Below are 19,082 nucleotides of genomic sequence, written 5' to 3'. Positions count from 1 at the left end.
TTTCCTAGCGTTTTTTGAACGTGTGAGGATCCCTATAGATGATGGGGTTGATAGGCCAGGTATGGACGCGGGGAATTCCCGTGGAGTTGACTGGTACTAATAGTCCGAAGGCTTACATATTTTTTTTGAGGTTTGTTGGCTAGTTGTTTGTTTGTGTTTGCGTCCACTGTATGGTTTTGAGATAACAGCTCTTATAGGCTGCTTAAAAGCGAGAGGTTCTAGAGTGAAAACTCTAGAACCTCTCGCTTTTTTTGTATCCATTTAAGTGTTCTTGGACTAGAAACCGGGAAGGTAAGCTGAAATCATGGACCTCTTCTCACATCAACCTAAGGCAGAGACGGCGCCGCTACCTGCTACAGAACACCAGACCCATGCTGTGTTTGCCGAACTATCCTTACCTTTTGAAGAGATTTGGCAGGGCTTTACTGCTTACACTCACCTGTGGTGGCCTCGGCAGCTGCGTCAAGAATCTACTAGCCACATAGAAATAAGCTCAGAGTATCTGCTGGAACAGAATGAGGATGGCGAGAGTACCCTATTAGGGCAGACAGTGCACTATGTACCGGGTGATGTAGTATCCTTGCGATTCCACGAAGAGACTGCACCTGATCTCCATGCTGCTTTCCCTAATGGGCTCAGTTTCACCTTCGATATTGGTGACGCTACACTACCCTCCATCGTTGAGGTAAGTACTGGCATCCTTGCTCCCAGAGAGATATCAGCAGATGCTGAACTTGGTCTTGTGGGAGAACCTGCAAGAGGTCTTGCTGAGCATATACTTTCTGCTTTCGCCCGTTTTATGGGAAAAACGCAAGCAGTGAAGGTAGAGGAGCTTTGAGGTTAGAGAAGCGCCGGGTTTAAGGTGAGCTTTAGCATAAACTTGGTGGCATTGAAGCGATACTGGGGGAGCAGCTCGGGGCCACAGCTATTGGAACCGATACCGTTCTGCTGGTAGTCCAGGGATAGCACGGTCGCCCCAGCTGGGCACAGATCCACGTTACGCACTGCACGAGTTAGCTCTTCAGCGCTAAAAGGGGAGGCATTAAAAGAAAAACCCTCGCTCTGCCCTACCCTCTCACCGGTCACGGTCAGAGCAAGCCCACCACCGCTGATCTCCAAGAAACGGGTATCGGAGTGAGCCCCGTTTTCCTGTGGCATGATGTAGTCCTCGTGCAGACCCTCCACAGTGTTCTCGAACAGCCCGTGCCAGGTGCTCTGACGCTTATCAATGTAGTTTTCGTGCGGGCCTAGCCCAAAGTAACGCACTGCCTCCATGGCTTGGGGCAAAAAGAGCCTTAGGCCAAAGCGGGGGAGTGATGGGAACTCGGGGTCCTTGACTACTGCTAGCTCTACCTCAACTTGCCCACCTGTACTTACCTTCCAGATGGCGTTCACAGTCAGAATACGCTGGACGGTGCAGGCGACTAGACCCAGGTGAGCAGTAATGAGTACCCCACCTTCTTCTACCTGCTGCCAGCTTGACGAATAGGTGCGAGTATAGGCCTGATCCAGATGGGCCCGCTGCCACTCAGCACGAATGTACATATCATTGTCGGTGGGGGCGCGCCAGATCTGTAAGTCCATAGGCTTCTCTAACAGGCTTAGCCCTCCAAAGACCATGGAGCTAAAGGTACCGGTGAGACGGTTGAACACGTAGGTAAAGCTACTTCCGCTCAGGGTTAGAGCGGTTTCTGTCTCAGCTACCGTAATTTCCCCGCCACCGGTGGGATTGGTCGCTGGCAGGGTGAACATCCCGGTGCCCCAGTTGCCCTCATCAAAACCCAGTAGATACCCGGCGGGTAAAAGCACCTCACTGGCTGGGGCGTAGTCAGCGGTGAGCTCGGTGCTTACGCGTACATAGACAGCCCCGGACTCTACTTGTACCGCCGGCGTGAAGGGCAGGATTGCACTCTGCCCAGGTGCTAGGGGCGGCAAGGGTAGGGTGCCTGTTTCTGTTTCGCTGCCGTTGACCTCCACGGTGTAGCGCAGAGTAAACCGATCGGAGGCATCGCTAAAGTTCAGATTATTGAGTACGGTGATTTCGCCGCGTTCGGGGCTATGGGTAATCCGCAGGGGACGGAATACCTGCTTAGCTTCCAGCAAGCCTGTATGTGGTGTGCGGTCAGGGTAGACCAGACCATCCATACAGAAATTCCCGTCGTGGATACCCTCACCATGGTCCCCGCCGTAGAAGAAAATTTTGCGCCCAGCGGCGTCTGCACCCTTATAGATAGCGTGGTCAGTCCACTCCCAGATGAAACCGCCCATCATGCGCGGGTTTTCGTCAATGATCTGCTGGTAGTCCGCAAGATCTCCTGGGCCGTTGCCCATAGCGTGGCAGTACTCCATGAGCAGGTAGGGCTTGCCCAAAAGCCCTGCGCCTTCCTGCCCGCCGGTGGCTGTAGTTGCCGCTAACTCTCCTGCAAGATAGCCGCGGATATGCTCCAGGGAGGGGTACATGCGCCCGTAGATGTCGAGGGGGGAGAAGTCATAGGTGCGGCGGCTACCGGCATTAAAGACACCTTCGTAGTGGGTCAGACGAGTTGGGTCAAAGCTCTTGACCCAGTGCAGAGCCGTCTCAAAAGTAACCCCGTAGCTCCCCTCATTACCTGCTGACCAGAAAAGGATGGAGGGGCGGTTCTTCTCGCGCTGAACGCATAGCTGCATACGGTCCAAAGTAGCGGTAACAAAAGCGGGGTTGTCCGAGACTAACTCATTCCAGTGCTCAACCTTGTGAGTGTAGGACTCATCGCGTAAATATTTAAGTTCGTGCCCGTGGCTTTCGTTATCAGCCTCAGCCATGACCATCAGGCCCATCTCGTCTGCCAGCTGGTAGAGGTAAGGGGAACCGGGGTAGTGGCTGGTGCGCACAGCATTGACGTTGTGCGCCAGCATCATCTCAAAATCACGTTTGACCTGCTGAATGTTAACAGTAGGGCCTGTATAGGGGTCTGAATCGTGGCGATTTACCCCACGGATTTTAAAGGGAAGATCATTGAGTTTAACCACCGAATCTTCCAGGCTCACCTGGCGCAGACCAACCCGATCGGCAATTCTTTCGTGCTCGGTGTCTAGCGTTAGCTCATAGAGATAGGGGGTTTCTGGTGTCCACAGGTGGGGTTCAGAAATCTCGAGTTCCACCGAGTGGGTGTAGCCCTCCCTCGCTGACCCAGCGGTTAGCTGACCACTGGTAAGAACCTGCCCTGCGGCGTCCTGTAGTCTCACGCTGGTGGACACTTCGCCGCTCAGTACGGCATCAATGTGCACGGTAGCACCCTCAGCCTGCCCCGCCTGAAGGCCGGTTAGTTCCGAGGTAATAAAGAAGTCCTGCAGTGCTTTCTCGGGGCAATGCAGAAGGTAGACGTCGCGGAAAATCCCGGAGGTGCGGAACTTATCCTGATCCTCTAGGTAGCTCCCATCGCACCATTTAAGCACCAGCACAGCCAAACGGTTGCTACCCTCTACCAGATGCTCGGTGATATCAAACTCAGCGGTTGCGTGTGAAACCTGACTGTAGCCCACATAGGTGCCGTTTACCCAGACATAAAAACAGGAGTCCACACCCTCAAAATTGAGGTGGGCCCGGGGTGCTTCTGCCACAGGGGTGTAGATAAAATCTCGGATGTAGGCACCGGCCGGGTTAGCATGCGGCACGAAGGGCGGGTCAATGGGGAAGGGATAACGAATATTAGTGTACTGGTGGCTATCAAACCCGTGATTCTGCCAGACGCTGGGTACCGGTAAGTCGGTAAAACCCTCCAAGAGGTAGTCCCCCGCGAAAAATCCCTCGGGAACCTCGTAAGGGCTATCAAAAAGCTGGAAAGCCCAGGTGCCGTTCAGGCAGGTAAACCTGTCTGAACGCTCGCGGTTGTACACCAGGTCGCGGGCACTGAGTTGAGCGTTCGCGGATGCTGGTATGTAGTAAGCGTGGGGTGCTAGGGTGCCCTCGTGGAGGACCTCCAGATTTTCAAAATGACGAGGGATGAACACGAGTTTGCCTTTCGGAGCCGAGGCGGTGTCTAGCGGTCCTGAGCTGCTGAGGCTGCGGGGCTTGCCAGCAGGAATTCGGGGTGGTTAAAGCCTGCGCGTTCGTAGGCGGATGCTACAGCTTCTGCGACGGTGGGTACCAGCTCTTGAGATACCAGGGCGATAGCTGACCCACCAAAGCCACCGCCTGTCATACGTGCCCCCAGGGCTCCAGCAGCTCGGGCGGCGTTGACAGCCAGGTCTAGCTCATCGCAGGAAACCCGGTAGTCATCGCGCAAAGAATCGTGCGAAGCATTGAGCAGATCTCCTAGCTGTGCCCAGGTCTGCTCGGTGGTTTCTGCTGTGCTAAAGAGCGCCAGACACTCCTCAACCCGGGCAATTTCGGTCAAGGCATGCCGTAGGGCAGCTCGGGCGGTCGGCAGATCGGTCTGGGGTGGTAGGTCAACCATGCCCGCTGTAACCTGTTCTTCCCAGCGAGCTACCAGCTGATGCGCTTCAGCCAAGGTAGGGGTGCTTTCAAAGTAGTCACGCAGGGTGGTAAGCCCCAGTGTATCTGCGGTGAAATCGCAGGCTGCTCGTCGTTTAGCATACTGGCCGTCTGACAGATTGTGGTGGGCGCGGGTGTCCATAACCAACAGGGCAAAACCGGCGCGGTCAACGTCTACCGTGAGCGGGCGTGTTGAAAAATCGCGGCAGTCAATGGCAAGAACTGACCCCTGATGAGCGCGCAGAGAGATGGACTGATCCATCCCACCGGTGTTAGCTCCGGCTATTTCGTTTTCCGCCCGAATGCAGGCGATAGCAAGCTGTGTCCTGCCTGTATCACTCGCAGACAGAGGTTCCCTGCCAGTATTAGCTGCCGCAAAAGCGTCAAAGGCTAGGGCGGTAGAGCACTCCAGTGCAGCAGACGAGGATAGCCCAGCCCCCAGCGGTACTGAGGAATCAATGGCAATATCGGCTCCAGGCAGCTCATCGCGGCTTACCAGCCCCTCTTGAGCCATTGCCCAAGGAACTCCTGCGACGTAGGCAAGCCAACCTTCAACTGCACCCGGAGCTATCGCACCCAGTTCTATTTCACGGGGGGAAGAGGATGCTGAAGCCCCAGCGTCGCCCTGTGCTGTTACAGCACGCAAGAGCCTATCCTGGCGGGGAGTAACAGCTAGATAGGTTCTCTGGGGTAAGGCAAAGGGCAACACAGTACCACCGGAATAGTCGATATGCTCGCCCAGTAGGTTCACACGTCCTGGCGCGGAATAGACCGCCGTCGGCTCGTAGCCAAATGCCAGCCTGAAAGCCTGGGTTACCCTGTCGATTAGCTCGGTGGGCTTAGGGGTTTTCTTCCAGACGGGGGTCATGCTCCCAGCTCCTTAAAACGTGCAGCAATACGTTCGGGGGTGGTGTCATTAATCCATGCACCCATAGCGGACTCGGCTCCGGCGAGGTACTTTAACTTTCCTGGCGCGCGGAGCAACGAGAAGACGTGGAGGAACATCCGCGAGATATTCTGACCATCAATCAGGGGCTTCTGCACCCAGGCAGCAATGTAGGGAGTCTTCTCGACTCCTTCAAAGAAACGGTCGAGGCGAGTAAGCATGTCGAGATACACTTCGGTCAAATCATTTTTCTCGGCGGAGGTAAGGGCCGCGAAATCGGCGGCTGCCCGGCGCGGCATCACCATAAACTCCACCGGCCACTTAGCCGCAAAGGGTACATAAACTACCCAGTGATCGGTCTCGCGCACAATGCGCACGCCTGCCTCTAGCTCAGATGCCAGTACTGACTCCAGCAGGTCAGTGCCCTGCTCTATTGCCCAATCATCCGCTCGTCGTACCAGGGCAGCGGTGTAAGGCGGCAGGTAGGAGAAAGCGTAAATCTGACCGTGGGGGTGGTGCAGGGTTACCCCAATTTCTTCACCCCTATTTTCAAAGGGTACTACCTGCTTTACACCGTCCAACTCTGAAAGCTCAGCGGTGCGGTGCGCCCATGCCTCCACTACAGTGCGGGCCCGTTTAAAGCCCAGAGTGCCGAAGGAACCCTCATGATCCTGAGTGAAGCTAACAACCTCACAGCGACCGGCAGGAGTGGTCTCAAAATTGAGAGGGTCACCGTTGACCAGGGCAAGAGGGCCCTGCAGGGAGGGGAAGCGGTTTTCAAAGACCACCACATCGTACTCGGTCTCGGGAATTTCACCGGGTACGCTGCCTACACCAGCTGGAGCAAGAGGATCTTCATCTGCCGGGGGCAGGAAGGTACGGTTCATGCGGTGAGCAGCCAGCGTCACAAAGTCCCCGGTTAGAGGATCGATGCGGATTGATGCTGACTCCTGAGGGGGCAGAGTGCGCTCATCCAGTGGACGCAGGTCTTTGGCGTCGCGCTGTTTAGCACCAGAGAGGTAGGGTTCAGAGTCGTCAAAAAAGATGATTTCACGACCGTCCGCTAGGGTGCTGCGAGAAATTTTTACTTGTACCTCGCCCATAACTAAGCGACCACCAGCCTTTCAACGGATTCGGTGAGAAGTGTGTGTGTCTCCGGTGAGATACCGGAGGAAGTAATGGCGATATCGATGTCGGACCAGTTGGCAAAGCGTGCTAGGCCGGGGGTGCCCCACTTACTGTGGTCAAAAACCGCGACCACGGTATCTGCGCTCTTCATGAAGGTCTCGTTGGTACGTGCCTCGTTAAGGTTGGGGGAGGTCAATCCCTTAGTGCTTCCGCCATGAGCGCCCATAAAGAGCAAGTCAAGACTGAGCTTTTCAAGGGTGGCATCGGCAACCGCGCCTACCAGTGCATCCGAGGGGGTATGCTCGCCTCCAGTAAGAACCACCCGGTGCCCGTGCGCTCCGGTATCTGCCGTGCGGTAGAACTCATGAGCTACAGACAGAGAATTGGTCACGATGGTGAGGTTTCGGAACGTGCCACTGGCGGCTATTTCTTGGGCTATGCGGGTACAGGTGGTCCCGGCAGTGAAGCCCAGGGATTGACCATCCTGCACAAACTGCAGGGCACTGAGTGCTATAGCAGTTTTTGCATCCGCATGTAGGGTCATTTTTTCTGCAAAGGTTGGCTCTAGGGAGGACGGAGTGGGTATAGCACCGCCGTGTGTTCGGGAGAGTAAACCCTGGTCTTCTAGTTCTGCTAGGTCACGGCGCACGGTCATGGATGAAACGCCGAGGGCTTCTGCCAGTTCCTGTACTTGGGCGCTACCTTGCTGCTGAACTTCGCGCAGTATGTGCTTCTTGCGTTGCTGGGGGAGCACCTGTCACCTCCGGTTTCTTATATCTTCTACCTCACCACCCATTATGCACAGAATATAACATTTATGAACAGTGGTTGAGATTTTTTGTTTGCTTTCCAGCTGGGTAGAGACGGTGTAGACATTTACGGCACCCATAATTCATTTGTATTCTTACTTGTCAAAACAATATAAAATAAAAAATAAGGAAGAGATAGTGACGTAGAACAAAAATCTCGGTAGACTTTCACAAAATAAACACAAATGAACATTAAACGGTTTTGCCGAAGTGTTTCAGTCCCAACTAGCAGGAGCATCCCATGACACCCACCCCCCTCCAGCTCGACCCCGCACACCTGAGTCAGCTCCACCTGCGAGCTGCTGGGGTATCCCTGCTACTCGATATCACCGAAGGCGAGCTACCTGCCGTTATCCACTGGGGTGCAGATTTGGGTCCCACCTCCGCAGATGAAGCCACTACTCTAGCGCTTGGCCACATCCAGCACATCGCAATTAACGACCAGGAGCGACCCACCCGAATGAACCTGCTCGCCACGCATGAGGCAGGCTGGCACGGCCGTCCCGCCATCGACGGTGGGCGAGTGAACGGAGCCGGATGGACCACCAAACTCAAAATTACCGGCATTACCGCCACCCTAGAGGGTGCCGAGCAGACCGAAAACCTACTCAGCGGCGGTGCTGGAACCCTAGAATTTACCACCGTGGACACCGATGCCGGGGTGAGCGTAACCATCATCTTGGAACTGTTCCCCAGCGGCCTCATCCGCTCCCGTGCCACTCTCACTAACATTGGCCAGGGCGCCTACGAGGTGCGCGAACTGGGCATTGTTTACCCTCTTCCCTCGAACGCTCGTGAACTCTTTGATCTTGCCGGTCACTGGGGCAAGGAACGCGTTCCCCAGCGCATGCCCTTGACCGTGGGCGCTCACCTGCGTGAATCTCGCAAGGGGCGCACCGGTGCGGATGCCGCTACCCTGCTTACTGCTGGCGTTCCTGGTTTTGGTTTTGAGAGCGGAGAAGTTTGGGGCGTTCACACCGCTTTCTCTGGCAATCACCGTTCCTGGGCAGAACGCGCCTACACCGGAGTTGCTGTGATCGGTGGATCTGAGGTTCTTCTCCCCGGCGAAGCGGTGCTAGAGGAAGGTGAAAGTTATACCGGTGTCTGGGTTTATGCCGCCTACGGTGACGGGCAGGATGCCCAAGCCGCGCGTATCCACCGCTGGTTGCGCTCGCGTGAGATCCACCCCCAGCGTCAGCGCCCCGTGACCCTCAATGTCTGGGAAGCTGTCTACTTTGATCACAATCTTGACCGCCTCAAAGACCTTGCTGATAAGGCTGCGGAGCTAGGCATTGAACGTTACGTGCTGGATGATGGCTGGTTTGGTTCCCGCCGCGACGACACATCCGGACTAGGCGACTGGACTGTTTCACCCGATATGTGGCCCAACGGTCTGACCCCCATCATTGAGCACGTGGAAAATCTCGGTATGGAGTTTGGGCTTTGGTTTGAACCCGAAATGGTGAACCCTGATTCTGACGTTGCCCGCGACCACCCTGAATGGATTATGGCACCTGCCGGTCGCCAGCCTGTGACCATCCGTAGCCAGCAGGTCATGAACCTGACCATCCCCGACGCCTACGCCCATGTGCGGGACCAGATGGTTGCCGTTCTCACCGAAAACCCTGGCATCAAATACATCAAGTGGGACCACAACCGTCACCTGGTAGAGGCAGGTAACCCCGCAACCGGCGCCCCCGGTGTTCACGCCCAGACTCTTGCCGCCTATCATCTGATGGAAGAGATCAAAGAAAACTTCCCCGGTCTAGAAATTGAAGCCTGCGCATCGGGTGGTGCCCGTGTGGACCTTGAAGTTCTGCAGCGTACCGATCGGGTATGGACCAGTGATTGTATCGACCCACTAGAGCGTCAGCAGATGCACCGATATACACAGCAGCTCATCGTACCCGAGCTTATGGGCTCTCACATCGCCTCGGGTAGCTCTCACACAACTGGTCGCACGCACACTCTTCACTTCCGTGCTGCTACAGCATTCTGGGGGCACTTGGGTGTGGAATGGGACCTCACCGAAGCTTCTTCTGAAGAATTTGCCGAACTTGCTGAATGGATTGCCTTCCATAAGAAGCACCGCGCCCTGTTGCACAGCGGTGACATCGTGCGTATGGACCTCTTTGATAAGGCAGTTGGTGTTCACGGCGTGGTTTCTGCAGATCGTCGTGAGGCCCTCTTTGGGATTAACCAGCTGGACTTCGCAGAGACCAACCCCGTGGGCAAGTTCCGTCTGGGTGGCCTTGATTCCGAGACCATCTATGAAATCAGGGACGTAACCCCCGGGCATGCGGACGCCCACACCGGCTTCCGTCCCTCACCTGTCTGGCCCACCGGACAGCCCATCCGTGTTAGCGGTAGGGCACTTGCCTCAGCAGGTCTCTTCCTGCCCGGTCTTTGGCCCGAAACGTCCCGGATCCTGCACCTCGCAGCTCTCTAAAACTCCTCAATCAACACATACACCCTTAGAGGTATACCATGAGTACATCGGCCACCGGCCACCGATCCGCGAGCCCTGCAAAGCGGCGTCGCGTCAAAGCACAGCAGCCCTGGCTGCCCTGGCTCTTCCTTGCTCCTGCCGCATTCGGATATGTGGTCTTCTACCTGTGGCCCACGTTGCGCGGTATCTGGCTGAGCTTTACCGAATACAACCTGCTGACTCCCGCCAAGTTTGTGGGGCTCTCCAACTACGAGCGCATGTTCCAGGATCCTATCTTCTGGGGATCCATGAAGGTCACCGTGCTCTACGTGGTGCTCAACATCGGTATTCAGACCATCATGGCGCTCTTGATCGCTGTGCTCATGTACCGCCTCACTAAATCAACTTTCGTGCGGTCGGTAGTGCTCTCTCCTTACCTGGTCTCCAACGTAGTCGCCGCAATCGTTTGGCTCTGGGTGTTGGATGCCCAGTTCGGTGTCTTCAACCAGTTCCTTGAATGGATTGGCATTGGAAAAATTGGCTTCCTCACGGACGAATTCTGGGCTATTCCCACCATCGCCATGATTAACGTCTGGCGCCACATGGGCTACACCGCCCTATTAATCTTCGCTGGTCTGCAGACCCTGCCCGAATCCGTCTACGAAGCAGCTCGCATGGACGGTGCGAGTGAAACCCGCATCTTCTTCTCCATCACCATGCCCCTGCTCCGCCCCATCCTGGCGTTGGTGCTGATTATGACCATCATCGGCTCCTTCCAGGTCTTTGACACCGTGGCAGTTACCACCGGCGGTGGTCCCGCAAACGCCACCAACGTACTGCAGATGTATATCTACGACCTCGCCTTCGGCCGCTTCCAGTTCGGTTATGCCTCGGCAATGTCGGTAGCCCTATTAATCGTCCTCGGTATTATCACCATGATTCAGTTCAAGCTCACCCGCGCCAACGACACAGATTTGGACTAAGACCATGAGCACTCAAACTACTAACCGCCCACCCGTTCAGCCCGAACCGGCACCTGCGCCTGAACCTGAGTTCCGCAAGAAGTCCCCCTGGGGCAAAATCTTTGCCTGGACTGCCATGGTCATCATCATGCTGGTTACCCTGTTGCCCTTCTACTGGATGTTGCGCACCGCGCTCTCAACCAACTCCTCCCTCTACCTAGACCCGGCAAACCCACTGCCCCCGGAGTTCTCCACTGGCGGTTTTGAACGAGTCTTTGGTATGCAGACCGCAGAAGAAGCAATCGCTGAAGGCGGCGCCGTCACCACCATGAATTTCTGGCGTTACATCATCAACTCCACCATGCTGGCTACCCTGGTCACCGCCGGGCAGCTCTTCTTCTCAGCAATGGCAGCCTACGCCTTTGCCCGCCTCAAATTCCGCGGCAGCAATATCGTCTACGTAGCCTTCCTCGCGGGTCTCATGGTGCCCTCCATCTTTACCCTGCTACCCAACTTTGTGCTCATCAAAGAGCTGGGCCTCATCGACTCCATCTTCGGTATCGCCCTGCCCACCATGTTCATGACCCCCTTCGCGGTCTTCTTCCTACGCCAGTTCTTCATGAACATCCCCCGCGAAATTGAAGAGGCTGCCCTGCTTGACGGTATCTCCCGCCTCGGAATCTTCTTCAAGGTCATCCTGCCCATGGCTCAGGCGCCCATGGCAACCCTGGGCATCCTCACCTACATTGCTGCCTGGAACGACTACTTCTGGCCGCTCATGGTGTCCTACACCGACAACTCCCGAGTGCTCACCGTCGCCCTCGGTGTCTTCCGCGCCCAGTCACCCCAGCTCGGCACCGACTGGGCAGGTCTCATGGCGGCCACCCTCATCGCCGCCCTGCCCATGATGATCCTCTTTGCCTTCTTTGCAAAGCGCATCGTCAACTCCATCGGCTTCAACGGCCTCAAGTAAGGATCGAACAATGGCTTTCAAACGATTCCCTAAATTCCGTGGAGCGCTCGCCCTCTCAGCAACCGCCATGTTGGCGCTGACCGGTTGCGCGCCGTCCGACGGTGGTGAAGGTACCACTGCTGGTGCCATCGACTACTGGCTCTGGGACACCGGGCAGATTCCCGGCTACCAGCAGTGCGCTGATATGTTCGAGGATCAGACCGGCAAGAAGGTGGTTATCACCCAGTACGGCTGGGATGACTACTGGCAGAAGCTCACCGCCGGTTTCATCGCCGATCAGGGACCGGACGTATTCACCAACCACGCCTCTAAGTACGCTCAGTACGTCAACCTTGAGGTTATTAAACCCCTCAACAAAATTGAGGCAACCGCCGCCGTCAATACCGATGATTTCCAAGAAGGTCTTGCCGAAATCTGGACCGGACCTGACGGTAACCTCTACGGGATGCCCAAGGACTGGGACACCATCGCCGCTTTCTACAACATGGAAATGATTGAGGAGGCCGGTTACACCGCCGAAGACCTGGAAAACTGGGGGTTCAATACTGCAGACGGTGGCTCCTTTGAGCAGATTATTGCTCACCTGACCATCGATGAGAACGGTGTTCGTGGCGACGAGCCCGGTTTCGATAAGAACAAGGTAGCTGTCTACGGCTTTGGTCTTTCCGAATCTGGTGGCTCCACCTTCGGCCAGGGCCAATGGTCCGGCTTTGCCGCTGCTACCGGCTGGGAAGCAACCAATAAGCCCGTCTGGGGTGACCACTACAACCTTGATGACCCTACCTTCCAGAGCACCATTGACTGGTATTTCGGGCTGGTAGACAAGGGCTACATGCCGGCTTTCGGCGTCTTCCCCCAGTCAGAAGGTGCAGCACCTCAGTTGACCTCCAGCAAGGCGGCTATCACATTCAACGGCTCCTGGATGATTACCACCTACGCCAAGGCAGGCTTTGAGGTTGGGTTAGCTGAGTTCCCTACCAACACCGACACCGGTGTTTCCAAGACCATGATGAACGGCCTAGCGGACTCTATCAACGTCAATACCAATGACCCCGAAGGTTCCGCCGAGTGGGTGGCCTTCATGGCAACTGACCAGTGCCAGAGCGTCATCGGTGAGCAAGGCGTGGTCTTTCCCTCGCGGAAGGACGCCACCCCCATCGCTACCGAGGCTTACTCCAAGCTGGGGTTGGACACCGCCGCCTTCAGCGACCCGGTAACCCGCAACGACGTGGTCTACTTCCCCATTACCGACTACGGCGCCGACATCGGAGCGCTCACCACCCCGGCATTTGAGGATATCTACGCCAACCGCAAGCCGGCATCCACCCTCTCCGCGGTGAATGACTCTATCAACATACTCTTCGAGACCTCCGCTGACTAAGGTCAGCCCCCAAAATTTAGAAAGGACGCACCATGTCAGGCGTCACCCTTGAAAATGTAACTTGCCACTACCCCGGTGCCGAGCGCGCCTCAGTATCCAACGTTAGCCTCGATATTAAAGAGGGCGAGTTCCTGGTGCTCGTCGGCCCCTCAGGCTGCGGCAAATCCACTACCCTGCGCATGATTGCCGGTCTTGAGGATGTCACCGACGGATCCATCACCATCGGCGGGAGGGACGTCACCCACATCGCCCCCAAGGACCGCGACATCGCCATGGTCTTCCAGAACTACGCGCTTTACCCACACATGACCGTGCGTGAGAACATCGCCTTCTCCCTCAAGGTCGCCAAGTACCCCAAAGATAAAATCAACCGCCGCGTAGAAGAGGCAGCTAAGCTACTTGACCTTACCCAGTACCTGGATCGCAAGCCCAAAGCGCTTTCCGGCGGTCAGCGCCAGCGCGTAGCAATGGGCCGCGCTATTGTGCGTGAGCCCCGCGCCTTCCTCATGGATGAACCGCTCTCAAACCTGGATGCAAAACTGCGCGTGCAGACCCGCACCCAGATTTCGGAACTCACCCGCCAGCTAGGTGTCACCACCGTCTACGTCACCCACGACCAGACCGAGGCGATGACCATGGGGGATCGTGTGGCCGTGCTCAAGGACGGTCTGCTACAGCAGGTGGACACCCCATCCAACCTCTACGACAAGCCCACCAACGAGTTCGTTGCCGGTTTCATTGGCTCACCCTCCATGAACCTTTTCCGTTGCAAGGTCGATGCCGCCGGTGTTCATCTGGGTAACACCGTGATTCCCCTATCTGAGGCGCAGCGTTCCCGCCTGACCGGTGACACCGTGAGTATCGGTGTGCGCCCCGAAGATTTGTCTATCGGAGCCGAAGGTGAGGGCATCGTGGTGCATGTAGACCTGGTGGAAGAGCTGGGCGCAGATGCCTATGTCTACGCTTCCCTTGGTCTCTCCTCAGAGGTCAAGCTCAATACCACCAACGACGAACGCCCTGCCCAGGTAATCCTGCGCGTGGGTGGTCGCAGCTCCATCAAGCAGTATGACCAGCTCTGGATTTCCCCCTCGGGCCGTCTGCACTTCTTTGATGCGGCAACCGGCGTAAACCTGGACGAAACGTCAACCACCGACCAGCAAGATACCCCCTGGGGTTAATTGGTTAGCTGCCTTTAGACGCTGCACCACTGCTCTACCTGCCCCTACCGGCTACCGAAACCGCACCACCCACAACGCTGGGTACGTGGTAGGGGCAGTGGGCACCGGGAGAAGCCTTTGTAGTGCTTACCGAGGGTCTAAAACTGACCAACTACCCCCTGGCTGAAGTGGAGCAGTCTCGGCAGGAAACCCGCGATTTTGGCAGCTTTACGCTGGGTGCAAATAAGGATTTAGTTTTGCTAGAAAACAGCGATACCTGCGATATTGAACGTGAAGTGGACCTGCCAGCAACAGGCTCCGAGCGGGTATGCCTGGAACTTATGAAGACCGGTGCTGGGAACCGAGTGCTAATAAGCTATGACAGCCTTGACTCCTGACTTTAGCCCCGTCCACGGCACCCTAGTAACCCTGACCGGAGGTGGCTACACCGCCCAGATTTCTGAGGTTGGGGCAAATCTTAACCGTTTGCTCGCCCCCTGTGGCCGTGATCTCGTCCTACCGGTAGGGCCAGGGCTTAGGGAAGGGTACCGAGGATCAGTTTTAGCTCCTTGGCCTAACCGTATAGCTAACGGTGTATATAACTTTGAGGGTGAACAGCGCTTGTCCGTGACCGAACCTGAGCTGGGAAATGCTAGCCACGGGCTAGTGGCCTGGGTGCCATGGCACCTGGGTGAACCGGTAACGGTTGATGATGGGCAGCAACTTACCTGCAGTTTGCACCTATACCCGCAACCCGGCTATCCCTTTAGCCTTTCCCTGCAACTGGTCTACACCCTTACCCGGGAGGGGCTACATGTTGTGCTTACCGCGCAGAACAGGGGTAAAACTCTCGCTCCCTATGCCGCGGGTTTTCACCCCTATCTGCTTGCTGATGGTCAGGCTGAGACAGAGGGTGTGATTGATAGGTGGAGCCTTGAACTGCCCGCTACCCGCTACCTAGAAACTGACCACCAAATGATTCCTGTAGCGGAGCACCCGGTTGCTGGCAGCACCCTTGATTTCTGTGTGGAGCGCCCGCTTGCCGGTGTGAATCTTGACCATGGGTTTGGTGGTCTTATCGGCACAGCCGTAACCTTGCGTGGTGCCAGCGGTGGAACCCTGTTGATGATGGGGGAGGGTACTAGATGGGTGCAGGTTTATACCGATGGAACAGCCCGCCGTGGGGTTGCTGTTGAACCAATGAGTGCTCCTGCAAATGCCTTTGTGACCGGTAAAGATCTGGAGCTGCTAAATCCGGGGCAGTGGCATACGATGAGCTGGTCTCTGGCGGCACTGTAAAACTATCGGGACTTCCAGGTGTCACCAGTATGCTTACATGAGGCCAATAAACTGTTATTTATGTCTTCACGAGGTGATACGCATTGGGCTCACCCGTGGCTCGGACCAGCTTGGATTCTAAATACAGCGATGAATTCTTATATGACCATCATTAAAGAGGTACGGCAGCCGGTCATCCTAGGGAATATCTACCTAACTGCTGAACATGATTTTGTAGGCCAGGAAGAACATGAGTGCGGCAATACCGGCGTCCAGAACACGCCAGGCGCGGGGATTGGCGAAGATGGGGCGCAAGAAGCGGCTGCAGCTAGCCAGCAAGCTGAACCAGAGCGTGGAACCAACTACGGTGCCAGCATAGAAAAGCCAGCGGTTCTCCCCCTGCTGATTGGCAATGCCACCCAGCAGGACGATGGTGTCCAAATAAGCATGGGGGTTAAGGTAGGTCATGGCTGCAGCAATCAGCAGTGCTTTGCCCACAGTTTTAGGCCCATCTTGGCCGGTGACTACAGTCATTGCGCTGGGCTTTAAAGCGCGTTTGGCGGCAAGTAGACCGTAGCAGATGAGAAAGAGCCCTCCACCCCAGCGCATTAGCTCTAGAACCCAAGCAGCAGAATCCACGAGTTTACCGATGCCAAAGACGCCTAACCCAATGAGCAGAGCGTCCGAAAGGATGCAGAAAATAGCAATAGGCCACACAAATTTCCCAATGATCGCCTGGCGCAGAATGTAGGCATTCTGGGCGCCAATAGCAACAATGAGGGAAAGCCCTGTGGTGGCGCCCAATAGTATGGTGGGAAGCATTTCAGTAGTCACGAGGTACCACCGTACTCGTCTAGGGCTAATAAAGCCATCTAATGAAACTTCAATAACATAAGATGTTCTTATGATGCGTTTTACTACCGACCAGTTACACACCTTTGTCACCGTGATTGAATATGGCACCTTCGATGCCGCTGCCGATCTCTTGGGAATCAGCGCGTCGGCGGTGTCCCAGCGTATTAAGGCAATGGAGCAACTAGCTGGCAGGGTGCTCCTCAAGCGCACTAACCCTGTTGCCCCCACAGAATCGGGCCAGAGTGTGCTACGCATTGCCCGGCAAAGCGAGTTCTTGCACGGCGAGATGGAGCGGGAGCTGGGTGGCGGCGGCGCTGTCCAGAGTGTAGCTGTGGCGGTCAATGCTGACTCTCTAGCGACCTGGTTCCTCACTGCAGTAGGTGAGCTCGCCGCGCAGGATAAAATTTTTTGCGACGTCCGCCGCGAGGGAGAATTCCATTCATCAGCTCTACTGCGTTCGGGTGAGGTTATGGCAGCGTTGACTTCTCGCCCCGAATCAATCCCGGGGTGCTCGGTAGAGAAGCTGGGGGAGATGCGCTACCACGTGGTTGCGTCGGGCCAGTATGTGCGCACTTACTTTCCCCACTACCCCAAAGTAACTGCTGATGAACTGGCACTAGCTCCTGTGGTTGAGTTCGACCGTAAAGACTTTGGGTTATCCTCTGCCCGTGATTTGTTAGCGCAACGCTTTGATGTTGAGTTAAGCGCCCTAGGTGTACCACCAAGAATTTACATTCCTAGCTCCCCCGATTATGCTCGCGCAGTTTTGGCTGGAATCGCCTGGGGAATTGTGCCGGAAGCTCAGTGTTTAGATGCTCTAGAGTCTGATGATTTGGTTGAACTAACGGAAGAACCCATTGATGTTCCCCTCTATTGGCAGCACTGGAATATTAGCTCCCCGGTCCTGCAGCGACTCAGTGAGAAGGTCTATAACGCGGCCCAGTGCGGGGGAGGGCTAAGGTAAGGAAAATTTTTTTAACTGGGGCTTGCGGGGAGGAAACTTTACAAGTAAAGTATTCTTTGTTGAAGCAACCACCTTACGAAAGGTAAAGAACATGGCAGAGCTAACCGCAGGCACCTGGAATTTCGATCCCGCACACTCGGAGATCGGTTTCACCGTACGCCACGCAGGAATCACCAAGGTACACGGCATCTTTGAAGAGGCAACCGCGAACCTAACCATCGCAGAGAACATCTCAGAATCAACCGTCACAGCAACCGTGCAGACCACCTCTATCAACACCGGCAACGCAGACCGCGATGGCCACCTCAAGAGCGGTGACTTCTTCGGCGCCGAAGAAAATTCAGAGATGACCTTCACGTCCACTTCCTTTGACCTGGATGGTGAAGACCTCACCCTGACAGGTGACCTCACCATCAAGGACGTAACCCGCCCCATCACCTTCTCTGGCGAATTCGCTGGCGCTGTTGTTGACGCTTTCGGCGTTACTCGCGCAGGTGCGTCAGTTACCGCAACCATCTCTCGTAAAGACTTCGGCATGACCTGGAATGCCGCCATCGAAGCCGGTGGTGTCCTGGTCTCAGATAAGGTCGCCATCAACCTCGATGTAGCCTTTACCGCCCCCCAGAACTAACCTCCCAGCGTTCCCATAACGCTGAAGGCAGCAAGCACAACCGCTGCGCAACCTTAGCCCCTTCCCGCTTTCCTCAAGCGGTGAGGGGCTAAGCTGTATGCTGGGCTAGAAATATCACGAAAAGGGGCTCTGCATGGCAGATTTTCTAGAAAATCACCAGGTAGCGCTCTACCTACTTGCCTTGGTTGCCGGTGGTGCGGCGTCCTTTATGCAGAGCGCAGCGGTGCTGGCTGAACCTCTGGTCAGCCCCGCCCTTGCTGCACTGCTCCTGGCTACCTTTCTCTGTATCCCGTTGAGGCAGGCTGCTACGGAGAAACCTCCGCGCGGCTTTGTATCCGGTCTGCTGGTGCTCAACTTTCTACTGGTTCCTGCGGTTCTTGCCCTTCTTTTGGCCGTAACCCCGGCACCCGATGCCCTACTCTTTACGGCTGCCCTGGTGCTGTTGGCACCCTGTATTGATTATGTGGTGGTCTTTTGCGGTCTTGCGGGTGGGTCTTCCCGCCGCCTACTAGCAGCAACCCCGTTACTACTTGGTGCCCAGCTACTAGCTGTGCCGCTGTGGCTCTTTCTGCTGGGACACGTAGGGCTCTGGTCAGCTACCCCGGTGACCCCCGCTGCCCTGCGAGCCGGCGCGACCCCCGCCATGCTGGCCCTAGCAGTGGTGCTGGTGCCCCTGCTGCTCGCCTGGGTACTACAGGGCTTCCAGACGACGTCGCATCGGGCACAAGAGTATGCTGAGGCAGGTATGGTGCCACTCATGCTGGCGGTCCTGTTTCTGACCGCCGCCGCCCATACCCACAGCCTTGCCGGTGAGTGGGCCTCCCTTGCACCGCTGGTCCCCGTTTACGCGGTCTTTGCCCTGCTCACCGGCGTCCTTGCCTGGTGGGGCTCACGACACCTGCTGCGTCCTGCCGCGCACCCAGACCGTCTCGCTCTTACCTTCTCCGCAGTCACCCGCAATGCCCTGATAGTACTTCCCCTTGTGCTGGGGCTCAGTGCCCTAGCCCAGAGTGCCGGCACACCGGGCGCTACCCTCATGCCCATCGCCGTAGTTACCCAGACCCTGGTCGAACTACTGGTCATGACCGGCATGGTTGCACTCTTTCGAGCAAGAAAAAACCGGGAACCCGCCCCCAAATAAGGGAGGTGCCCGGCT

The 19,082-nt window shown here is 56.2% G+C and carries 16 protein-coding genes and 1 rRNA gene; 12 read left to right on the top strand and 5 right to left on the bottom strand.

Annotated features, from left to right (window positions below; translation table 11 throughout):
* Positions 1–120, top strand: a 23S ribosomal RNA gene (locus M3668_RS04945); the annotation flags it as partial.
* Positions 121–304: 184 nt separating this feature from the next.
* Positions 305–838, top strand: a complete 534-nt coding sequence (locus tag M3668_RS04940; protein ID WP_251379668.1) for a hypothetical protein — start codon at positions 305–307, stop codon at positions 836–838.
* A gap of 2 nt (positions 839–840) precedes the next feature.
* On the opposite strand, the gene M3668_RS04935 is transcribed toward M3668_RS04940, so the two are convergent.
* The 4 genes from M3668_RS04935 to M3668_RS04920 are packed head-to-tail and all read right to left on the bottom strand — an operon-like array spanning position 841 to position 7,242.
* Positions 841–3,990 carry a glycoside hydrolase family 2 TIM barrel-domain containing protein gene (locus M3668_RS04935; RefSeq protein ID WP_251379667.1) on the bottom strand — a complete coding sequence of 1,050 codons (3,150 nt, stop codon included), beginning with the start codon at positions 3,988–3,990 and terminating at the stop codon, positions 841–843.
* A gap of 29 nt (positions 3,991–4,019) precedes the next feature.
* Complete coding sequence (gene galK / locus M3668_RS04930) at positions 4,020–5,342, bottom strand: galactokinase (RefSeq protein ID WP_251379666.1); 1,323 nt, start codon at positions 5,340–5,342, stop codon at positions 4,020–4,022.
* Positions 5,339–6,463, bottom strand: a complete 1,125-nt coding sequence (gene galT / locus M3668_RS04925; RefSeq protein WP_251379665.1) for a galactose-1-phosphate uridylyltransferase — start codon at positions 6,461–6,463, stop codon at positions 5,339–5,341. Before galT ends, galK begins: the two co-directional genes overlap by 4 nt.
* A gap of 2 nt (positions 6,464–6,465) precedes the next feature.
* Positions 6,466–7,242, bottom strand: coding sequence for a DeoR/GlpR family DNA-binding transcription regulator (locus M3668_RS04920; protein ID WP_251379664.1), 777 nt, complete (start codon positions 7,240–7,242; stop codon positions 6,466–6,468).
* A 296-nt stretch (positions 7,243–7,538) separates the two neighbouring features.
* Between M3668_RS04920 and M3668_RS04915 the strand changes: the two genes are divergently transcribed.
* The 7 genes from M3668_RS04915 (at position 7,539) to M3668_RS04885 (ending at position 15,497) form a co-directional block, all read left to right on the top strand.
* Entirely contained in the window at positions 7,539–9,746 is a 2,208-nt protein-coding gene (locus M3668_RS04915) for an alpha-galactosidase (RefSeq protein WP_251379663.1), read from the top strand.
* A gap of 38 nt (positions 9,747–9,784) precedes the next feature.
* Positions 9,785–10,708, top strand: a complete 924-nt coding sequence (locus M3668_RS04910) for a carbohydrate ABC transporter permease (protein WP_251379662.1) — start codon at positions 9,785–9,787, stop codon at positions 10,706–10,708.
* Between the two features lie 4 nt (positions 10,709–10,712).
* Positions 10,713–11,660 carry a carbohydrate ABC transporter permease gene (locus tag M3668_RS04905; RefSeq protein WP_251379661.1) on the top strand — a complete coding sequence of 316 codons (948 nt, stop codon included), beginning with the start codon at positions 10,713–10,715 and terminating at the stop codon, positions 11,658–11,660.
* Between the two features lie 10 nt (positions 11,661–11,670).
* On the top strand, positions 11,671–13,041 hold the full coding sequence (locus M3668_RS04900; protein ID WP_251379660.1) for an ABC transporter substrate-binding protein: 1,371 nt from the start codon (positions 11,671–11,673) through the stop codon (positions 13,039–13,041).
* 32 nt (positions 13,042–13,073) lie between these two features.
* On the top strand, positions 13,074–14,219 hold the full coding sequence (locus M3668_RS04895; protein ID WP_251379659.1) for an ABC transporter ATP-binding protein: 1,146 nt from the start codon (positions 13,074–13,076) through the stop codon (positions 14,217–14,219).
* Positions 14,220–14,341: 122 nt separating this feature from the next.
* Positions 14,342–14,596, top strand: a complete 255-nt coding sequence (locus tag M3668_RS04890; protein WP_251379658.1) for a hypothetical protein — start codon at positions 14,342–14,344, stop codon at positions 14,594–14,596.
* Positions 14,577–15,497 (top strand): aldose epimerase family protein, encoded by a 921-nt coding sequence (locus tag M3668_RS04885; protein ID WP_251379657.1) that lies wholly within the window; start codon positions 14,577–14,579, stop codon positions 15,495–15,497. The genes M3668_RS04890 and M3668_RS04885 overlap by 20 nt, the downstream gene beginning before the upstream one ends.
* Positions 15,498–15,689: 192 nt before the next feature.
* Here the strand turns inward: M3668_RS04885 and M3668_RS04880 are convergent, their stop codons facing one another.
* Positions 15,690–16,310 carry a LysE/ArgO family amino acid transporter gene (locus tag M3668_RS04880; protein WP_251379656.1) on the bottom strand — a complete coding sequence of 207 codons (621 nt, stop codon included), beginning with the start codon at positions 16,308–16,310 and terminating at the stop codon, positions 15,690–15,692.
* Between the two features lie 70 nt (positions 16,311–16,380).
* On the opposite strand from M3668_RS04880, the gene M3668_RS04875 reads away from it, so the two are divergent.
* From M3668_RS04875 to M3668_RS04865, 3 genes are all read left to right on the top strand, one after another.
* The gene (locus tag M3668_RS04875) at positions 16,381–17,295 is read left to right on the top strand and encodes a LysR family transcriptional regulator ArgP (protein ID WP_251379655.1); all 915 of its coding nucleotides are present in this window, start codon (positions 16,381–16,383) and stop codon (positions 17,293–17,295) included.
* A 91-nt stretch (positions 17,296–17,386) separates the two neighbouring features.
* Positions 17,387–17,926, top strand: a complete 540-nt coding sequence (locus M3668_RS04870; protein ID WP_251379654.1) for a YceI family protein — start codon at positions 17,387–17,389, stop codon at positions 17,924–17,926.
* 133 nt (positions 17,927–18,059) lie between these two features.
* Complete coding sequence (locus M3668_RS04865; protein WP_251379653.1) at positions 18,060–19,067, top strand: arsenic resistance protein; 1,008 nt, start codon at positions 18,060–18,062, stop codon at positions 19,065–19,067.
* The last annotated feature ends 15 nt before the right edge of the window (positions 19,068–19,082 follow it).

This window comes from Rothia sp. P100 (assembly GCF_023712425.1).
Taxonomy (GTDB): Bacteria; Actinomycetota; Actinomycetes; order Actinomycetales; family Micrococcaceae; genus Rothia; species Rothia endophytica.
Note: the sequence above shows the minus strand (reverse complement) of the source record. Positions and strands in the feature narration are given on the sequence as shown.